The sequence below is a fragment of the Megasphaera stantonii genome (assembly GCF_025567065.1).
Classification (GTDB): Bacteria; Bacillota; Negativicutes; order Veillonellales; family Megasphaeraceae; genus Megasphaera; species Megasphaera stantonii.
The window spans coordinates 110,693-129,365 of record NZ_JAOQKD010000005.1; the positions used below are offsets into that span (position 1 = coordinate 110,693).

17 protein-coding genes are annotated in these 18,673 nt (G+C 56.7%); 12 read left to right on the forward strand and 5 right to left on the reverse strand.

The features are described from left to right. The first annotated feature begins 12 nt into the window (after positions 1-12). The 4 genes from metG to OCV58_RS04850 all read left to right on the forward strand — a co-directional run bounded on the left by metG (position 13) and on the right by OCV58_RS04850 (position 4,058). Entirely contained in the window at positions 13-1,950 is a 1,938-nt protein-coding gene (gene metG, locus OCV58_RS04835) for a methionine--tRNA ligase (RefSeq protein WP_154877117.1), read from the forward strand. Further along, complete coding sequence (locus OCV58_RS04840) at positions 1,950-2,729, forward strand: TatD family hydrolase (RefSeq protein WP_154877118.1); 780 nt, start codon at positions 1,950-1,952, stop codon at positions 2,727-2,729. Before metG ends, OCV58_RS04840 begins: the two co-directional genes overlap by 1 nt. Then, positions 2,726-2,989 (forward strand): TIGR04076 family protein, encoded by a 264-nt coding sequence (locus OCV58_RS04845; RefSeq protein WP_154877119.1) that lies wholly within the window; start codon positions 2,726-2,728, stop codon positions 2,987-2,989. The genes OCV58_RS04840 and OCV58_RS04845 overlap by 4 nt, the downstream gene beginning before the upstream one ends. Before the next feature lie 85 nt (positions 2,990-3,074). Further along, entirely contained in the window at positions 3,075-4,058 is a 984-nt protein-coding gene (locus OCV58_RS04850) for an MBL fold metallo-hydrolase (protein ID WP_154877120.1), read from the forward strand. A 62-nt stretch (positions 4,059-4,120) separates the two neighbouring features. Here the strand turns inward: OCV58_RS04850 and megL are convergent, their stop codons facing one another. Continuing rightward, positions 4,121-5,323, reverse strand: coding sequence for a methionine gamma-lyase (gene megL, locus OCV58_RS04855; RefSeq protein WP_154877121.1), 1,203 nt, complete (start codon positions 5,321-5,323; stop codon positions 4,121-4,123). 173 nt (positions 5,324-5,496) lie between these two features. Here megL and OCV58_RS04860 point away from each other — a divergent pair, with 173 nt between their 5' ends. From OCV58_RS04860 to pdxA, 5 genes are all read left to right on the forward strand, one after another. Then, complete coding sequence (locus OCV58_RS04860) at positions 5,497-6,429, forward strand: LysR family transcriptional regulator (RefSeq protein WP_154877122.1); 933 nt, start codon at positions 5,497-5,499, stop codon at positions 6,427-6,429. A gap of 177 nt (positions 6,430-6,606) precedes the next feature. Beyond that, positions 6,607-8,013: a Na+/H+ antiporter NhaC family protein gene (locus tag OCV58_RS04865; RefSeq protein ID WP_154877123.1), complete on the forward strand. Its 1,407-nt coding sequence runs from the start codon at positions 6,607-6,609 to the stop codon at positions 8,011-8,013. Positions 8,014-8,182: 169 nt separating this feature from the next. Next, positions 8,183-8,950 (forward strand): DeoR/GlpR family DNA-binding transcription regulator, encoded by a 768-nt coding sequence (locus OCV58_RS04870; protein ID WP_087478579.1) that lies wholly within the window; start codon positions 8,183-8,185, stop codon positions 8,948-8,950. Between the two features lie 12 nt (positions 8,951-8,962). Then, on the forward strand, positions 8,963-10,171 hold the full coding sequence (locus OCV58_RS04875) for a four-carbon acid sugar kinase family protein (RefSeq protein WP_154877124.1): 1,209 nt from the start codon (positions 8,963-8,965) through the stop codon (positions 10,169-10,171). Between the two features lie 338 nt (positions 10,172-10,509). Further along, positions 10,510-11,493 carry a 4-hydroxythreonine-4-phosphate dehydrogenase PdxA gene (pdxA, locus tag OCV58_RS04880; RefSeq protein ID WP_095629070.1) on the forward strand — a complete coding sequence of 328 codons (984 nt, stop codon included), beginning with the start codon at positions 10,510-10,512 and terminating at the stop codon, positions 11,491-11,493. Positions 11,494-11,566: 73 nt separating this feature from the next. Here pdxA and OCV58_RS04885 read toward each other — a convergent pair whose 3' ends face one another. The 4 genes from OCV58_RS04885 to OCV58_RS04900 all read right to left on the reverse strand — a co-directional run bounded on the left by OCV58_RS04885 (position 11,567) and on the right by OCV58_RS04900 (position 15,511). After that, positions 11,567-12,973: a vWA domain-containing protein gene (locus OCV58_RS04885; RefSeq protein ID WP_154877125.1), complete on the reverse strand. Its 1,407-nt coding sequence runs from the start codon at positions 12,971-12,973 to the stop codon at positions 11,567-11,569. 4 nt (positions 12,974-12,977) lie between these two features. Next, positions 12,978-14,084 carry an ATP-binding protein gene (locus OCV58_RS04890; RefSeq protein ID WP_154877126.1) on the reverse strand — a complete coding sequence of 369 codons (1,107 nt, stop codon included), beginning with the start codon at positions 14,082-14,084 and terminating at the stop codon, positions 12,978-12,980. Positions 14,085-14,093: 9 nt separating this feature from the next. Next, a complete protein-coding gene (locus OCV58_RS04895) occupies positions 14,094-14,891 on the reverse strand; it encodes a hypothetical protein (protein WP_154877127.1) in 798 nt (265 codons plus the stop codon). Positions 14,892-15,031: 140 nt separating this feature from the next. Further along, positions 15,032-15,511 (reverse strand): hypothetical protein, encoded by a 480-nt coding sequence (locus OCV58_RS04900; RefSeq protein ID WP_154877128.1) that lies wholly within the window; start codon positions 15,509-15,511, stop codon positions 15,032-15,034. Positions 15,512-15,855: 344 nt separating this feature from the next. Between OCV58_RS04900 and OCV58_RS04905 the strand changes: the two genes are divergently transcribed. Genes OCV58_RS04905 through OCV58_RS04915 form a run of 3 tightly spaced genes read left to right on the forward strand, consistent with a single transcriptional unit; the run spans position 15,856 to position 18,507 of the window. Continuing rightward, positions 15,856-16,731, forward strand: a complete 876-nt coding sequence (locus tag OCV58_RS04905) for a LysR family transcriptional regulator (RefSeq protein ID WP_154877129.1) — start codon at positions 15,856-15,858, stop codon at positions 16,729-16,731. 60 nt (positions 16,732-16,791) lie between these two features. Beyond that, complete coding sequence (locus OCV58_RS04910; RefSeq protein WP_087478587.1) at positions 16,792-17,484, forward strand: iron-sulfur cluster assembly scaffold protein; 693 nt, start codon at positions 16,792-16,794, stop codon at positions 17,482-17,484. 12 nt (positions 17,485-17,496) lie between these two features. Then, positions 17,497-18,507 (forward strand): GGGtGRT protein, encoded by a 1,011-nt coding sequence (locus OCV58_RS04915; protein WP_087478588.1) that lies wholly within the window; start codon positions 17,497-17,499, stop codon positions 18,505-18,507. Positions 18,508-18,673 lie beyond the last annotated feature (166 nt).

An 18,673-nucleotide genomic window follows, 5' to 3' on the forward strand; every position in this document is an offset into this window, starting at 1 on the left:
GGAACAGAACTCATGGCTGAAAAGAAGACCTATTACATTACGACTCCCATCTACTACCCCAGCGCCAAGCTGCACATCGGGCATACGTACTGCACGACCATCGCCGACTCGCTGGCCCGTTTCCACCGCCTCCGCGGCGACGACGTCTTTTTCCTGACCGGCTCGGACGAACACGGCCAGAAAATCCAGCGTGCCGCCGAAGCCAAAGGCGTCAAACCTATCGAATACGTCGACGAAATCGTCGCCCTCTTCCAGCAGCTCTGGAAAAAGCTCAACATTTCCAACGACGACTTCATCCGCACGACGGAAGAACGGCACGAAAAGGTCGTACAGAAGCTCATGCAGATTTCCTACGACAACGGCGACATCTACAAGGGCGAATACGCCGGCTGGTACTGCACGCCCTGCGAATCCTTCTGGCCGGAAAACAAGCTGCCAGAAGGACAGCACATCTGCCCGGACTGCGGCCGTCCCCTCGAATTGGTCAAGGAAGAAGCCTACTTCCTGAAAATGAATAAATACGCCGACCGCTGGCTGAAATTCATCGAAGAAAATCCCGATTTCATCCAGCCCGAATCGCGGCGCAACGAAATGATCGCCTTCGTCAAGAGCGGCCTCGAAGACCTGTGCGTATCCCGCACGTCCTTCGACTGGGGCATCAAGGTACCCTGGGACCCGAAGCACGTCGTATACGTCTGGTTCGACGCCCTGGCAAACTACCTGACGGCGGCGGGCTACATCGACGACCCGGAAAAATTTGAAAAATTCTGGCCGGCCAACCTGCACCTCGTCGGCAAGGAAATCGTCCGCTTCCATACGATCATTTGGCCGATCATGCTCATGAGCTGCGGCCTGCCCCTGCCGAAGAAGGTCTTCGGCCACGGCTGGCTCATCGTCGACGGCACGAAGATGAGCAAGTCCCTGGGCAACGTCGTCGACCCCATCCCCCTCATCGAACGGTACGGAGCCGACGCCCTGCGCTACTACCTGCTCAAGGAAGTGCGCCTCGGCCAGGACGGCAACTTCTCCCTGCCGTCGTTCATCAACCGCATCAACTCCGACCTGGCCAACGACCTGGGCAACCTCCTGCAGCGCACCCTGGCCATGGTCGAAAAATACGAAGGCGGCGTCGCCGCCGGCCCGACGGTGAAGGAACCTGTCGACGACGAACTGGCAGCCTGCGCCGTCGAAACGGCCAAGCAGTTTGAAGCCCTCATGGACGACATGAAGATCAACGACGCCATCAACGACGTCTGGGGCCTCATCCGCCGCAGCAATAAATACATCGACGAAACGACGCCGTGGGTCCTGGCCAAAGACGAAGCCAAGGCCGAACGCCTCCAGACCGTCTTGTACAACCTCCTCGAATCGCTGCGGGTCATCGCCCTCCTCGTCAGCCCCTTCATCCCCGTCAGCGCCGCCGACATGTGGAAACAGCTCGGCCTGGCTGACTTCGACAAGGCCCTCCTTTCCGACGGCCAGACCTGGGGCGGCTATCCGGCCGGTACGAAGGTCTGCAAGGGCAATGCCCTCTTCCCGCGGTACGACTTGAAGGAAGAAATCGCTGAAGACGAAGCGGCTAAGAAGGCGGCCCAGGCCTGCCCGGCAGCGCAGGAACCGACGAAGCCGGAAATCTCCATCGACGATTTCGGCGCCGTCGATCTGCGCGTCGGCAAGGTCGTCGCCTGCGAAAAAATTCCCAAGGCGAAGAAGCTCCTGAAGCTGCAGATCGACCTCGGCACGGAAACGCGCCAAGTCGTCAGCGGCATTTCCCAGTACTACGAACCGCAGGACCTCGTCGGCAAGAGCGTCGTCGTCGTGACGAACTTGAAGCCCGTGAAGCTGTGCGGCGTCGAATCGAAGGGCATGATTTTGGCAGCCTCCGACGGCAACGGCAACCTGCAGGTCGTCTTCGCCGACGGCATGGCGCCGGGAAGCCGGGTGCGCTGATGCTGTTCGATACGCACTGCCACATTACGTCGGGCTCGTATAACAAAGACCGGGAAGACATGATCCAGCGGGCCTTTGACGCCGGCATGAAATATATGATGTGCCCCGGTACGGACGTGCCGTCGTCTGCGGCGGCCGTCGCCCTGAGCCATCAGTACAAGGAGGTCTACGCCGCCGTCGGCATCCATCCCGAAGACGCGGCATCGGCGACTCCCGAAGGCTTCGAGCAGATTCGCCAGTGGCTCAAAACGGAGCCGAAGGTCGTAGCCATCGGCGAAGTCGGCCTCGACTACTACTGGCCCAAGCCGTCCCATGAAATCCAGCAGGAAGTATTCATCGAGCAGATCAAGATGGCCCTCGAATTCGACATGCCCCTGGATATTCATGACCGGGAAGCCCACGGCGACACGATGGACCTCCTGCGCAAATACGGCAAGGGGACGCGAGGCGTCTTCCACTGCTATTCGGGGAGCCTCGAAATGGCCGAGGAGCTCATCAAGATGGGCTATTACATCGGCTTTACAGGTACTATGGTCTTTCCGAAGTCGACGAAGCTCAAGCGCATCGCCGCCGAACTGCCCATCGACCGCATCCTCATCGAAACGGACTGCCCGTACCTTACGCCGCCGCCGTACCGGGGCAAGCGGAACGAACCGGCCTACGTCCAGTACGTAGCCGACGAAATCGCCCGCCTGCGGGGCATGACGACGGAAGAAGTGCGGCAGATTACCCTGGAAAACGGCAAGCGCATCTTCGGCATCACCGGTGACGAAGGATGACGCGGCCGAAGATCAAGCTGACGCTCATCGATAAGAAGGGCCCCTGCCGATGCCATCGGGGCCACCGCATCGGCGATACCTTTGATTACGACACGGAGCGGGGCAAGCTCTGCCCCATGGCGATGCACGTCGCCTTTCCCTACGTCGATATCCTGCGCTATGGCGGCGCCATTCCGGGACAGCCCGAGGGCACGGCTGTCTTCTGCTGCCCCGACGCCGACGTCATCAACGTATTCAAAGCGGAAATCGTAACGGAATAACAACGAAGCAGCAGGCCGGTCCCGCGGGGCAGCCTGCTGCTTGCTATATCCTGTGATATTATTTGCTGCAAAGGAGCGAATCGGCATGATCCAACAGCTGTACCACAACCCCGACATCTACCAGATTCACGTAGATTTGCCGGACAACCCCCTGAAATACCTCAACTCGTACGTCGTCAAGGGGCCGACGCGCCACCTGGTCATCGACACGGGGTTCAACCGGCCCGAATGCCAGGCGGCCTTGTGCGGCGGCCTGCGCGAGCTGGACGTCGACCTGAGCCGGACGGACTTGTTTCTGACCCACCTCCACGGCGACCACAGCGGCCTCGTCGGCTTGTTTACCGCCGCCGGCTGCCCCGTATACATGAATGAAATAGACTATACCTATTTGTGCGACGAACACGCCGGACAAGCCTGGCAGTTCATCGAAGACACGTACATGAAGGAAGGCATGCCGCCGGAGGACATCAAGAGCCAGTTCACCAATCAGGCCCGCCGCTACTCGCCGCGCATCGATTTCCCCATCCATGCCGTAGCCGACGGCGACGTCGTGCGCCTGGCCGACATCGACTTTCACGTCATTCATACGCCGGGCCATACGAAGGGCATCTGCTGCCTCTACCTGCCGGAACAGGAAATCTTCTTCACCAGCGACCACATCCTCTTCGACATTACGCCGAACATCCAGGTGTGGCCCAACATGAGCGATTCCCTGGATCATTATCTGGAAAGCCTGGAAAAGGTGCGAAGCCTGCCGGTCAAGCTGGCCCTGCCGGGACACCGCAAGGGGAATACGTCCATCGTCGGGCGCATCGACGAAATCAAGGAACACCACCGCCGCCGCCTGAACGAAGTCCTGTCCATCGCCGCCGCCCAGCCGGGCTCGACGGCCTACGACATCGCTCCCCATATGACCTGGTCCATGCGCGGCAAGAAGTGGCATGAATTCCCGCCGACGCAGAAATGGTTCGCCATGGGCGAGACCCTAGCCCACATCGAATACCTGCTCCATCACGGCCAGCTGCGCCGGGAAGAGCAGGGCGGATTGTTCCGCTATTATCCCGTATAAGGGAATGCAAAAAGACTCGTACTGCACGGAAGCGTACGAGTCTTTTTATGAAGAGGGGACACTTATTTTGCAATCAAGTTCAAAGCTTGTTCCAGGTCGGCGATGATGTCTTCTGCGTTTTCTAGCCCTACGGACAGGCGGACCAGCCCTTCGCTGATGCCGGCCATTTTTAATTCGTCCGGCGTATAGGTCGAATGGGTCATGGATGCGGCGTGCTCGATGAGGGTTTCGGCGTCGCCTAAGGATACGGCCAGCTTGCAGAGCTTCACGTTGTCCATGACGACGGCTCCTTCGGCCTTGCCGCCCTTGAGCTCGAAGGAAATCATGCCGCCGGGCAGGGCCATCTGCTTCTTAGCCAGGTCGTACTGGGGGAAGCTCTTGAGGCCGGGATAGCTGACCGAGGCTACGGCCGGGTGGCCTTCCAGGAATGCGGCTACTTTCATGGCGTTGGCGCAGTGCCGTTCCATGCGGATTTCCAGCGTTTTCAGGCCGCGGGCGATGAGGAAGGCGTCGAAGGGGCTCAGGACGGAGCCCGTCATGTCCTTGATGCCGAAGAGGCGGACCTGGTCGATGTAGTCCTTGCGGCCGCAGACGAAGCCGGCGATGACGTCGCCGTGGCCGTTCAGGTACTTCGTCGCCGAGTGGACGACGATATCGGCGCCCAATTCGACGGGCCGCTGGATGTAGGGCGTGCAGAAGGTGTTGTCGACGACGACCTGGCAGCCCTCGATCTGGTGGGCCATGGCGCTGATTGTCTCGATGTCCATGATCTTCAGCGTCGGGTTGGCCGGCGTTTCCAGATAGACGGCCTTCGTGTCAGGGCGCAGGGCCTTCTGCACGGCGTCCAGATCGGTCATGTCGACGAAGGTCACGTCGACGCCGTAGCGGGTCAGGCCGTGGTTCATGAGGGCGAAGGTGCAGCCGTACAGCGTTTCGCTGGCTACGAGGTGGCCGCCCTGCTCCAGAAGGGTCCACAGGGCCGAGGAAATAGCGCCCATGCCCGAACCGGCAGACACGCAGGCCTCCGTGCCTTCCAGCAGGGCGATTTTTTCTTCGGCGACGGCGCAGGTCGGATTTCCCAGGCGGCTGTAAATGTAGCCGTCCTCCTGCAGGGCGAAGCGGCTGCCGCCCTGGGCGGCCGAGTCGAACACGAAGGTCGACGTCTGATAGATCGGGGCGGATAAGGCTCCGAACGTGTTGGGCGCGGCTCCGCCGTGAATAGCCCGCGTGGCAAATCCTAAATTCATCAATTCTTCTCGTTTCATAAGTACCAGCCTCCTTGTCATACTATCGGCATGTATATAAATCCGAATGGCGAGAGCTTATCGGGCCCTCTTGCTATCTCAAAGTATATCAGCTATACTTTGACTTGAATAATATCGGGTAATGCCAATAAACCATAGATAAAAACTATGGAATAACGAGGAGGCGACAAAATATGACGCTGCAGCAGCTTAGGTATATCGTGGAGGTGTATAAGTGCGGGTCCATTACGGAGGCGGCTCACCGGCTGTTTATTGCCCAGCCGAGCCTGAGCAAGGCCATTAAGGACGTAGAGGACGAATTTCACATTACGATTTTGAAGCGCGGCCGCCACGGCGCGTCGTTTACGGAGGACGGCATGAAATTTCTCCAGTTTGCCCATCGGGTTCTGGACGCGTCCGACGACATCTACGAGTATTTCTCTCAGGGCCAGCCTAAGGAAAAGGATATCTATCTGTCCGTATCGTCGCAGCACTATATGTTCCCCGTCGACGCGCTGATCCGGTTCATGCAGCGGAAGGCCGGCGCGGCAGGCTACGTCGCGCGCATTCGGGAGGTCAAGACGCTGCAGGTCGTACAGGACGTCCTCGTGCAGGACAGCCAGATCGGGATTTTATATGTGTCCGACCTCATTGCCTCGTATATGCACCGGCTGTTTGAGAAAAACAACTTGGAGTTTATCCCCTTTTATAAATTCCCGCCCTACGTCTATCTCAGCAAGCGTCATCCCCTGGCGGGGCAGAAATCGCTGACCGTGCAGAAGCTGGCCCGCTATCCCTATGTGCGGTATGAGCAGGGAGGCGATCCCTATCAGTTTTCCGAAGAATTCGTCATACCGGAAATCTGCTCCCAAAAGGTCGTCTACGTGACGGACCGCTCGACGATGTTCAGCATCTTGTCCCATACGGACGCCTACAATCTGGGCACGGGCTGCCTGATTCCTTCCGTTGCCAGCGACGATATTACGGCCATTCCCCTCAAGGGGGAATTCGGCGGCATGACGATCGGCTGGATACAGCTCAAGAACATGTCTCTCAGCGCGGAAATGGAAGAATACATCCGCCTCCTGCGGGAATCGCTGTGCCAGGTAGCCCATGTCAGGTCATAGGATATATCCTTGGATGGATTTTCTATCCATATAAAATATCTATGGAATACTGTTACGGATATATATTTTTTGTTTGCCGCCGTTCATGGTATCATGAAGGAAAAATACATATGCCGCGGACGTATGTATATCTTGCGTGAAGAGTTTGATTATTTTTATACAGGAAGGAGCGAATACATGGATATTAAGGAAGAAATCAAAACGGGGAAAAAGCTGCTTCGCCAATCCGCCGTCGAGCCGAGCGGAAAGGCCCTGATTCCCTTCGCCATCTTTGTCATCGTGTATTTAGGATGCGGTGTCATCTTGGAATATCAAGGGGCGGACATGGCCTTTTATCAGTTCCCGGCGCCGCTGGCGGCGATTATCGGCGTCATGGCCGCCTTCGTCCTACTGGCCGGGAGCTTCGACGAGAAGTTTGAGACCTTCGTCCGGGGCTGCGGCGATTCGAACATCCTCATCATGTGCATTATCTACCTGTTGGCCGGGGGCTTCGCCGCCGTGTGCAGCGCCAGCGGCTGCCTGGACTCGACGGTCAACCTGGGCCTGACCTACATTCCGGCAGAATACCTGGCCGCAGGGATTTTTATCATTTCCGGCTTCATCGCGACGGCTACGGGCACGTCCTGCGGCAGCGCCGCCGCCGTCGGGCCCATCGCCATTGCCGTCGCCGACAAGGCGGGCATTTCCCTGCCCTTTATCATGGGCTGCGTTATCGGCGGCATCATGCTGGGCGACAACCTGTCCATCATTTCCGACACGACCATCGCGTCGACGCGGACTCAGGGCTGCGAAATGAAGGACAAGTTCAAGCTGAATTTCTGGCTGACCTTGGCGCCGGCAGTCATTACGGTCATCTTACTCATCGCCTTCGGCGAATCGGGAGCCGGCGCGACGTCGGGGCCTTACGAATTCGACTGGATTAAGGTCTTGCCGTATATCGCCGTATTGGTGACGGCCGTCATGGGCGTGAACGTGTTCGTCGTCCTCGTAGGCGGTATTTTCCTGGCTGGGGCCATCGGCCTGTGGTACGGCGCGCTGGCTCCTTTGTCCTTTGCCCAGGCCATTTATAAGGGCTTCCTCAGCATGAGCGACATTTTCCTCCTGTCCTTATTCACCGGCGGCCTGGCGGAAATGGTCAGCCGCGCCGGCGGCATCGCCTTCCTGCTGGACCGGGTGCAGCGCTTTATCCACGGGAAGAATTCGGCCGAGCTGGGGATTTCGGCCCTCGTGTCCATTACGGACATCGCCCTGGCCAACAATACCGTGGCCATCATCATCAACGGCGAAGTCGCCAAGGGAATCTGCTATACCTTCCGCGTCGACCCGCGCCGCAGCGCCGCTCTGCTCAGCACCTTTTCCTCCATCTTCCAGGGCCTCATCCCCTACGGCGCCCAGATGCTTATTGTGACCAGCTTCGCCGCCGGCAGAGTTTCGCCGCTGGAAGTCATTCCCTACGCCTGGTTCATTTACCTCTTAGCCATTTCAGCTATCGTTTCGGTTTTCATTCCCTTTTCTGACGGCTTTATCAAGAAAGACCCATGGAACTTTGAAACGGGGAAGCCGCAGAGCAAGTCGGCTCTGTAATTTCATAGAATGTTGTGCAGACCTGCCCTCGTATTGCCGGGGGCAGGTTTTTTCTGTGTGAACTAGTTGACCGAAAAAAGAATACTTTGCTATAATGAGTAACATAAAAGAACAAATAAAAACATAAAATTTAGAAATCTATGATATATGCCTTAAAGGAGGAGTACCTATGCTGCCTGTAGAACGACGGCAGTTCATTTTGGACGAACTGTATAAGAACAAGGCCGTGGCAGTAAACGAGCTGGCGCAGCAGCTCGGCGTCACGACGATGACCATACGAAGGGACTTGCAGCTGCTGGAAGATAACGGATTGGTGGAAAAGAGCCACGGCGGAGCCGTGCTGACGGAATCGCTGGTCAAGGAAGCGACGTATCACAACCGCAAGCTGGTGCGGATACAAGAAAAACGGCAGATTGCAGAAGCCGCTCTGCCGCTCATCGAATCGTCCATGAGCATTTACCTGGACGCCGGGACGACGAATTACGAATTGGCTGAATTGATTGCCAAGAAGCGCTGGGACGGGCTGACCGTCGTCACGAACGACCTGGCCATCGCCCAGGTATTGATGCCGGCGGCGGGGCTGGACGTGATTATGCTGGGCGGCTACGTCGATGAAGAATCGGGTTCGACCTGCGGCGCCTTGGCTACGAACATGGTCCGGCAGATGCATTTCGACTTGAACTTCCTGGGGACCCAGGCTGTGACGCCTGATTGGCGGGTTATGACGGCCAACGCCCAGAAAATTGATTTGAAGCGGGCCTGCGTGGAGGCCGCTGACAAGACCGTGCTGGCGGCAGATCATTCCAAGTTCAAAAAGCACAAGCTGCATTATATTTTTGATATCTGGGCCATGGATGTGGTCATCAGCGATTACGTCCTGGAGCCGGAGGAAGAAAAGCTGTTTCAAGAGCATAACGTGACGTTTATACACGTGTAACGGAGGGATACCATGCATGAATTTGTTGTAATTGCCGACGATTTTACCGGCGCGAACGACACGGGCGTCCAGATTTGCAAGAAAGGGATTCCCGTACAGGTGGTATTGGATGCGGCGCAGGTTGCCGGCAACGCAGACAGCCTCGTCGTCGATACGGAGAGCCGCGTCGTATCGCCCCAGGAAGCGTACGACAAGGTCTTTGGAGCGGTACAGGCCGTCATGGCCGCCGGCGGCTGCCGCTATTTGTATAAGAAGGTGGATTCTACCCTGCGCGGCCATATACGGGAAGAAGTCCGGGCCGCTATAGACGCCTATGAGCCGGAAACGATTCTTTTCGCGCCGTCCTATCCGGCCCAGGGGCGATGGGTGCAGGGACAGCGGCTGTATGTGCAGGGAACGGCGCTGCTGGATACGGAAATCGCAAAGGACCCGCGCAATCCGCTGCAGTGCGATAATATTGCCGAGCTGCTGGAGCCCTGTACGGGACCGGTTCGTCATTATGCCGTGTCCGATTTAGAGCAACAGGCCGTGGGCATTGGCGCAGGAGCCTATACGTTTGACGCCGTGTCGCCGGACCATTTGACGTATATCGCCCGGCAGGCCGTAGATTCAGGCCGCCGGATTCTGTGGATTGGTTCCGCCGGCTTGGCAGAAGCCCTGCTGAACGTCCTGTATCCGCCGAAACCGGCCGTCGCCGTCGTCGGCAGCATCAGCGGCAAGACGATGGAGCAAATCGCCTATTGCCGGGCCCAGGGCATGCCTGTCGTTCGCATCGACATGGCGAAGGCCCATCAGACCGGCAGCATACGGGAAGAGCTTGCTCAGGCGGCGGCGCTCCTGAAGAGCGGTACGGATGTCGTCGTTACGGCGGCAGCTTGCCGGCAGGACTATGAAGACTTCGTCGCCTATGGACAGCAGATTGGCTTGTCGACAGATGCCTTGGCTGAATGTACGAAGCGCACCCTGAGCGAGGCCGTCCCGCAGCTATTGCAGGAGGCCGACGCGGCGGGATTATTCCTGACCGGCGGAGATACGGCGATCGCCGTCATTCAGGCCCTGCAGTGCGCAGGCTCGCATATTCAGCAGGAAATCCTGCCGGGATTTGTGCAGGGACGCCTTTGCGGCGGCCCATGGGACGGCATGGCTGTCGTCACGAAAGCCGGGGCCTTCGGCAGCAAGGCGGACATATGGGCCTGCATGCAGCGCTTGCGGATGCTGTAACAGAACATAAAGCCTAAACGGAACGGGCTGCGGAATGGGGAGACGATCTTCATTCTGCAGTCCTTTTTGTTTGAATATGTTTTATTCTGTTTTAATCATGTTAAAATCGCATAACGCGGCTATCCTCGCTGGTTCAACATCGTGAACTAAAATCGTCGTGCGAGCAGAAATATTGCAGAGTATCAGTCGTTACAGCACATGATAAAAAAGCATGTTGTCGATATGACTTTTGTATTGACTTATAGGGCGTTGAAATTTATAATAAAAGCAACAAAAATAAACAAAACAAAACAACATAAAACTTGCATATCTGTTGCTTTGTGGAAGGAGGAGCTGTCTTGGCAGCAAAATTTGTCGGCATTACGATGGGCGATCCTGCCGGTATCGGCCCTGAAATATCGTTAAAAGCTCTGGAATATCATCATGAATATCAGCAATCTACGGTGATTTACGGCAGCTACGGCGTGTTGAAATACTATCATGACGCGCTGAAGATGAAGACGCCCTTGGCGCGCATCGACAATGTGGGAGATTTTAAACCGGGCTGCATCAACGTCATTTCCGTCGCAGAGCTGGAAGTGGGAAAGGATTTTGAAATCGGCCAGGTTTCCGCCGCCGCCGGCGACGGCGCGTATCAGTATATCGCCCGGGCTATCGACGACGCCATGAAAGGCGATATCAGCGTCGTCACGACGGCGCCGCTCAATAAGGAAGCCCTTCACAAGGGCGGCCATAACTTCGACGGCCACACGGAAATATTCGCGACGCTGACCGGCACTCAGACGTATACGATGATGCTCTGGTGCGAAACGATGTCCGTCGTCCACGTTTCGACGCACTGTTCCCTGCGGGAAGCCTGCGACAGGGCGACGAAGGCCCGCGTCCTCGAATGCATCCATTTAGCCGACGACGCCATGAAGCGGCTGGGAAAACCGTCGCCGCGAATTGCCGTCGCCGGGCTCAATCCGCACAGCGGGGAAGCAGGTATCTTCGGCCGGGAAGAAATTGAAGAAATCACGCCGGCCATTGAAGCGGCGAAGCAGGAAGGACTTTGCGTAGACGGGCCCGTATCGCCGGACACGGTATTCTTGAAGGCCCATAAGGGCGTATACGACATCGTCGTAGCCATGTACCACGACCAGGGACATATCCCCATGAAGATGATGGCCTTTGATTCGGGCGTCAACGTCACCCTGGGCCTGCCGATCATCCGCACGTCCGTCGACCACGGCACGGCCTTCGATATTGCCGGAAAGGGAATCGCAAACGAAGAAAGCATGCTGTACGCCTTGGATTTAGGAAAAAACTTTGCCAATACCTAATTATTTTTTAGTACTCCATGATAATAAAAAACAGGCAGCTAATTAGTAATATAAAAAGCTGCCTGTTTTTTTGTTACAAATGCATGCTCTCCTGATTGTTCATGGAGAAGCCGCCCCGTTCTACGTTGTCGAAGTCCAGGGCCGGGTCGTATTCTATTTTGATGGCTTTTAATTTTTTTACAAGGCCCCAGGGTTCCTGGACGGACAGGGTTTCGCCGCGGCCGGAGAGGACCCACAGGACTTTATAGCCTCGCGGCGGTTCGGCGAGTTTGGCTTCGCCCTTGCCGTCGGTGAAGTAAATGAGGAGGTCGATGTCCTTGGCCTCGTTGGCGTATTGGAAGACGGGCGAGTAGGACGTGCCGCCGCGGACGTCGAGGCGGTTTTTGATGTCGGCCAGCTCGCGGACCTGATAGACGCGGCGGATTTCGTCGTCGCATTCGATGAGGGTGATGTCGTGCTTATAGTTGCGGACGATGTGGAAGACTTCCTGCATGGCCTGCTTGAACTCGCTGTCGCTGATGCTGCCGCTGATGTCGACGGCGACGATGAGCCTGGCCACGTGGGCCCGCAGGTGGCCGGGCAGGTCCAGCCGCTCCGGCTGGCGGCGGTTGCGCCGGGCCGTCGTCTTTTTCTTGCCGCTGGCAATGGAACCGACCAGCTTTTTCAGGTACCAGTGCCAGGGCAGGTCTTCGTCTTCGGCTTTCAGGGCGGAAATCATGCTTTCCAAGTAGTTGGAGAGCTGGCCCTTGTGGGCGGAGTCGATGTATTTGGCCGTAAACTTCCGCAGGGTTTGTTCGTCTATGTCGTCCGATTCGTCCCAAGCGTCGTGGGTCTGGTCGGGGCTGTAGGACACGGCGATGGTTTCGTCGCGGCGGCTCCCTTCTTCGGGGGCGTCCTTTTTATCCGTCCGCAGGTCCAGGGCCGTCTGTATTTTTTCCACGTAGTATTCAAAGGACTCGAACGGCGTCAGCAGGAGGTCGAAGTTGATGTTGACCCAGTCGATGGTCGTGGAAAAGGGCGGCAAATGGTCCAGGTAGGTATTGACGACGACGTCCATGGCCAGGTTGATGGCCTGCTTGCTGTAGCTTCCCTTCAGCTCCTTGGCTCGGACGAGATGCATGGAAACGACGTGCAGGATTTGATGCTTGATAGACGTTTCCATTTGCTCCGGCGACAGGGCGAGGAAGATGAGGGGGTTGAAATATAAAATATACCGCGTGCCTTTAAAGGTGACGCTGGTGGCATCGGCAATGCTGAAGCGGATTTCCTTTCCCATCTGAAACAGGAAATAGCCGAAAAAATTGTCCTTGTCTTCCATGAGATGCAGGTTCAGCCTGTCGATGAAGGAGAAAAATTCCCTGGCGAAGGCTGTCGGTACGGGAGCTCTGTTTCCTTGATTTTGCTGTTTCCGCAGGTCGTCGGCGACGAGGGAGGCCTTTTGGTACAGCAGGATGGCTTCGACGGTCAGATTGTGTTCCATAGGATCACCTGATAGGGCGGTACGCCTTGAAGTAGGCGTCGACGAAATTGGCGTTTTCAATGGCGTAGGCGTAGACCCGCTCGTTCGTTGCCTTGATGTCCTTCATGATGCCGATAAGGAGATCGACGGGATAGAGGGACAGGTATTCCATGAGGCGGTCTATCGCTTCATCGGCTTGGCCGTCGTCGATGGCATCGTCCAGGCGGCGGAGGATATTCTTGGCTGCCAGGTACAGGCGCGTGTGGCTTTCGCCGGCGACGCGCTCTGCCAGGGATGGGTTCAGGGCCGGGCCGGAGAACACGTCGTCGTAGCTGATGAGGGGCTGGGCGTCCGATTCGATGAAGTTTACGAATTCTTCGGCGATGAGCTTGCCTACGTTGCCGCGGATGACGTTGAAGAATACGGCCTTCGGCACGTCGCCCTGCTGCGTGTAGAGCTTATACAGGTCGGAAATGCGCTCGTAGCTGCGCGGCGTGGCGTTGATGTCGCCGTCGTTGTGTTTATCCAGGTATTCCGGGAAGGTGGAAATAAATTCCATGACCTTCGGGTCGATGCCGGCGTCGGCGGCCCAGTCCAGCCACTGCAGGTAGTCCGCTTCCATATACAGCCAGACGAAGCGGTTTTCCTGGGCGGCATCCATGGCGACGGCTTCGTAGTCGTATGAGTCTGCCGGGTTCATGGCGGCGACGATGCGCACGTCCTTCGACAGGACGTAGCCGTTGATTTCCCTGTTGAGGATGAGGTTCATCAATTCCTGCTGCACGGCGTGCTCGCAGCGGTTGATTTCGTCGATAAACAGCAGTACGGTGCCGCCGCCGGCGATGACTTCGTCGATGGCCCGCAGCTTATGATGGACGGCGTAGACCGTCGTCTTTTCTTCGACGGTCTGTCCCGCGTCGTCGCGGCGCGTGTAGGAAGCAATGGTCGGCAGGCCGCCGATTTCCCCTTCCTTCAGGAGGTTGCCATCGATATTGATGAGGGTCCAGCCGTGTTTCTCCGCCAGCTGATGAGCCAGGGAGGTCTTGCCGATGCCGGTCTCGCCGACGAGAAGGGGCACTTCGCCGGCGGCCAGGACTAATTCTACGCTTCGTAAGGTGTCGATAAAATTCATGATAGTCTCCTATTTTATGGTTAATTTTTCGTCTACGGTGATTTTTTTGGCCTTGGCGCTGCCCCACTGGTCGACGAATAGGACCTTGTCGACGGGGCTCATGTCCAGGGCGCTGCAGTTGATAAAGGCGCGGACGTACGGCTCCGATACGTCGTCTTGAGACAGGACACGCCGCAGCACTTCTTTGAGCTCGTCCCGGCTGATGACGCAGTCCTTGGGCACGTATTTCATGACCATCGGGTTGAGGGCGAAGAAGGACAGCATTTGTTCCTTCGTCGGATGGGAGAGGAGCAGGACGGCCTGCTCGGCCTTCTGCACGGCGGCGAAGACTGCTGACGGGGCTGGGGCGTCGATATAGCGCAGAGCCTCGTAGTTTTCGGCGACGGCCGCTTCCTGAACAGCTGCGCTGGGGTTCTTGATGTATTTTACGGCGTCGTAATTCTTGCGCACGGCCTGCAGCTGCAGCTCTTCGCTGGGATTGGGGATGTAGCGGATGGCCCATCCCGACTGGGAGAGCGCCGCCTGAATGAGGGCCGGCGACGGGTTTTCCACGTAGGCCAGGTTGTTCCAGCCGCTCTGCACGGCATGGAGCAGCAGGTCTTCCGGCGGATTGTCGATGAACTGGATGGCCCGCGCCGTATTGGCGATGGCCGCTTCTTCCATCTCCCGCGTCGGATTGTCGATGTACTGGAGGGCCAGGCCGTTGGTCTGGACGGCGAGGAGCTTCATGGCGTCGGTCGGGTTTTCTATGCGGGCGATGACGTACGGGTTGTTTCGTATCATCTTCATGTATTTTTCAGTTTCCATAGAACGCTTCCTTTTCTTCATATACTATAAAACAATACAATGGGCGTATGGTAAGGCCCATACATGATTATATTAAACAAAAAAAAACAGGCCTGCAACTACATTTTGAAAAATGCGTTGGGCCTGCTGTCAAGGGCGGCTTATTTCCGTATCAGCGCCGCTGCGCGATGGATGTTGATGAACGTTCCCATGACGTCGCGGAGGCGGAGGGGATCGGCCGATGTATTGACGTAAAAAGATTGGCCGTCCGGCGCGTATACGCCGGTCAGGGTGCTGTCGAAGGAATAGGACTGCTCCCGCTTATTGGCGTGGAACGACGCCTTGTATTCGTTGATCTGGCGAATCAGCCGGCCCGATTGATAGGCTTCGGCGTCTAAGGGGTCGGCATACGTTTCGACGTAGAGGGTGCAGGACAGGTTTTCGAGGCTGTTGGGATAATCCATGGTCTGAATGGCCTGAATGGTATTGATATCGACGTAGACGACGCTGTCGTTCTGGGCGCTGACGACGCGGTAGCGGTCGGGCGACTGGAGCAGCGTGTCCGAATCCATAGCCTGGGACGCAGTGGAACCAGCTAGGAGCAGGAACGACAGGGATAAGAGGGAGAGAAGTTTTTTCATAGGGCTTCATCCTTTCTTCAGAGCGTATAGTATAAGAGAATTGTACATATTGTACCATACTCCAGAAGAAACGCAACGTCGGAAACGGTCGGGGCATGGCAGCCCCCGGCGGGAAAATGGAAGAAATATATTGAAAAATATATAAAGAATAGATATAATGGCAAGGTATTGTAAACGTCTGCGTGGGAACGCATCAGTCCCGATAACTAAGGCGTTTTCAGCCGTATTCCACTTGCGGAATCAAGGAAAATATCATAAAATACTCCTATGGAAAACGTAAATCCGTAATGTTGAATGGAGTTCTTGATGACCATATTGTAGTATACGGGAAAGGATTGGTTCATATGTTAGATTTTCGTATCCATACATTTTTATGCGTTTGCCGCCACATGAATTATACGAAGGCTGCCGCCGAACTGCAGATTACGCAGCCTGCCGTATCGCAGCATATCCGGCATCTGGAAAAAGAGTATCAGACTAAATTGTTCGACTACACGGGCAAGCGGCTGGAACTGACCCAGGCCGGTCAAATTCTGCTCAACGCGGCGACGACGATCAGCCATGACAACGTCATGCTCAAGCAGCGCCTGCAGGACCTGCAGCAAAACAATAAATCCGTCGCCTTTGGGGCGACCCACACGATCGGCGAATTCGAGATCATCGACCGCCTGGCCGATTTCCTCCACGAGCACGCCGACGTGAACATCTGGATGAAGATTGCCGATACGGACAAGCTGCTGAAAGCCGTTGACGAGGGGATTATTGATTTTGCCATCGTCGAAGGGTTCTTCGACCAGGACCAGTACGAAACGCTGCTGTTTTCCAACGAGCCGCTCATCGCCGTATGCGGGCCCGATTACGACGCGCCGTCGGAAATGTCTTTGGCCGACTTGATGCGCTATCGGCTCATCGTCAGGGAAAAAAGCGCCGGCACCCGGGAGCTCCTGGAACGGAGCCTGGCCGAGCACAGCCTGACGATTTCCGATTTCCCCCTTCGCCATGAAGTAGGGAGCCCCCAGGCCGTAAAGGGACTGACGTGCCGCAACTGCGGCGTCGCCTTTTTATATGAAAAGTCCGTGCGGCAGGAAGTAACGGACGGGCGGCTCAAAGAAATCGCTATCCGCGATTTTTCCGTCACCCACGCCGTGACGTTTTTGTGGCGTAAAGGCAGTATGTACAGCGCGATGTTCCGTCAGATGTACAATCAGCTCAAAGGATGAAGGACGCGGCGCTGATTTATGATGTAGTAGTTTCTATGTTTTCTGAAAGGGTGAAATATCATGTTATATTCGACAGAAGTAAAGAATATGTGTCCCGTGAAAAAGGGCGCGTATCACGGCCCGGCACCGATTCCTGAAGAAGGCAAATGGGTGCAGGTCAAGGAAATTAAGGATATCAGCGGTCTGACTCACGGTGTAGGCTGGTGCGCTCCCCAGCAGGGCGCCTGCAAGCTGACGCTGAACGTAAAGGACGGCATCATCGAAGAAGCCCTCGTAGAAACCCTCGGCTGCTCCGGCATGACCCATTCGGCAGCGATGGCTTCGGAAATCCTGCCGGGCAAGACTCTCCTCGAAGCGCTGAATACGGACCTGGTATGCGACGCCATCAACGTAGCCATGCGCCAGCTCTTCCTGCAGATCGTATACGGCCGTACGCAGACGGCCTTCTCCGAAGGCGGCCTTCCCATCGGCGCCAGCCTGGAAGACCTGGGCAAGGGCCTGCGCAGCCAGGTCGGCACGATGCTCGGCACGAAAGCCAAGGGCACGCGCTATCTGGAAATGACCGAAGGCTATGTCACCCGCATGGCTCTCGATGAAGAAAACCAGGTTATCGGCTATGAATTCATCCACCTCGGCAAGATGATGGACGCTATCAAAAAAGGCGTAGAACCGGCAAAGGCCATGGAAGACGCCAAAGGCCATTACGGCCGCTTTGACGAAGCAGCTTCGTACATCGATCCGAGAAAAGAATAAGGAGGGCTCATCATGGAATTGTTTGAAAGCTACGACAGAAGAATAGATAAAATCCTCGGCGTGCTGAAAGAATACGGCATCGGCAGCGTAGAAGAATGCCGCGACATCTGCGCCGCCGCAGGCATCGACCCGTACCAGATCGTAAAGACCGTTCAGCCCATCGCCTTTGAAAACGCCGGCTGGGCCTATACGGTAGGCGCGGCCATCGCCATCAAGAAGAACGCCCGCACGGCTGTAGAAGCGGCGAAGGCTATCGGCGAAGGCCTTCAGGCCTTCTGCATTCCCGGCTCCGTCGCCGACGACCGCAAGGTAGGCCTCGGCCACGGCAACCTGGCGGCGATGCTGCTCCAGGATGAAACGCAGTGCTTCTGCTTCCTCGCCGGCCACGAATCCTTCGCCGCCGCCGAAGGCGCTATCGGCATCGTCCGCAACGCCAACAAGGCCCGCAAGGTGCCCCTGCGCGTTATCCTGAACGGCCTCGGCAAGGACGCCGCCCAGATCATCTCCCGTATCAACGGCTTTACGTACGTACAGACCCAGTTTGACTACGGAACAGGCGAACTCCACATCGTCCGCGAAATCCCCTACTCCAAGGGCGAACGGGCTAACGTCCGCTGCTTCGGCGCCGACGACGTCCGCGAAGGCGTAGCCATCATGCATCACGAAGGCGTCGACGTATCCATTACGGGCAACTCGACGAACCCGACCCGCTTCCAGCATCCCGTTGCCGGCACGTACAAGAAAGAATGCGTCGAAATGGGCAAGAAGTACTTCTCCGTCGCTTCCGGCGGCGGTACGGGCCGCACGCTCCATCCGGACAACATGGCTGCCGGTCCGGCTTCGTACGGCATGACCGATACGATGGGCCGCATGCACTCTGACGCTCAGTTTGCCGGCTCGTCTTCCGTACCGGCTCACGTAGAAATGATGGGCTTCCTCGGCATGGGCAACAACCCCATGGTCGGCGCGTCCGTCGCTGTCGCCGTAGCCGTAGAAGGCGCGGCTAAGGAAGGCAAATTCTAATTCGGCATTGCTTCGTATTCGCAAAGTGCAAAACGCAGTTTCCCAATCGGGAAGCGTTAGTGTAAAATAATTGTGGGAAAACTTTACTGCACAAAAGTGAAGAACATATAAAAAGAGAAGGAACTTCTTTGGTATAATGAAATCACCACAATCTCACGCAAAGGAG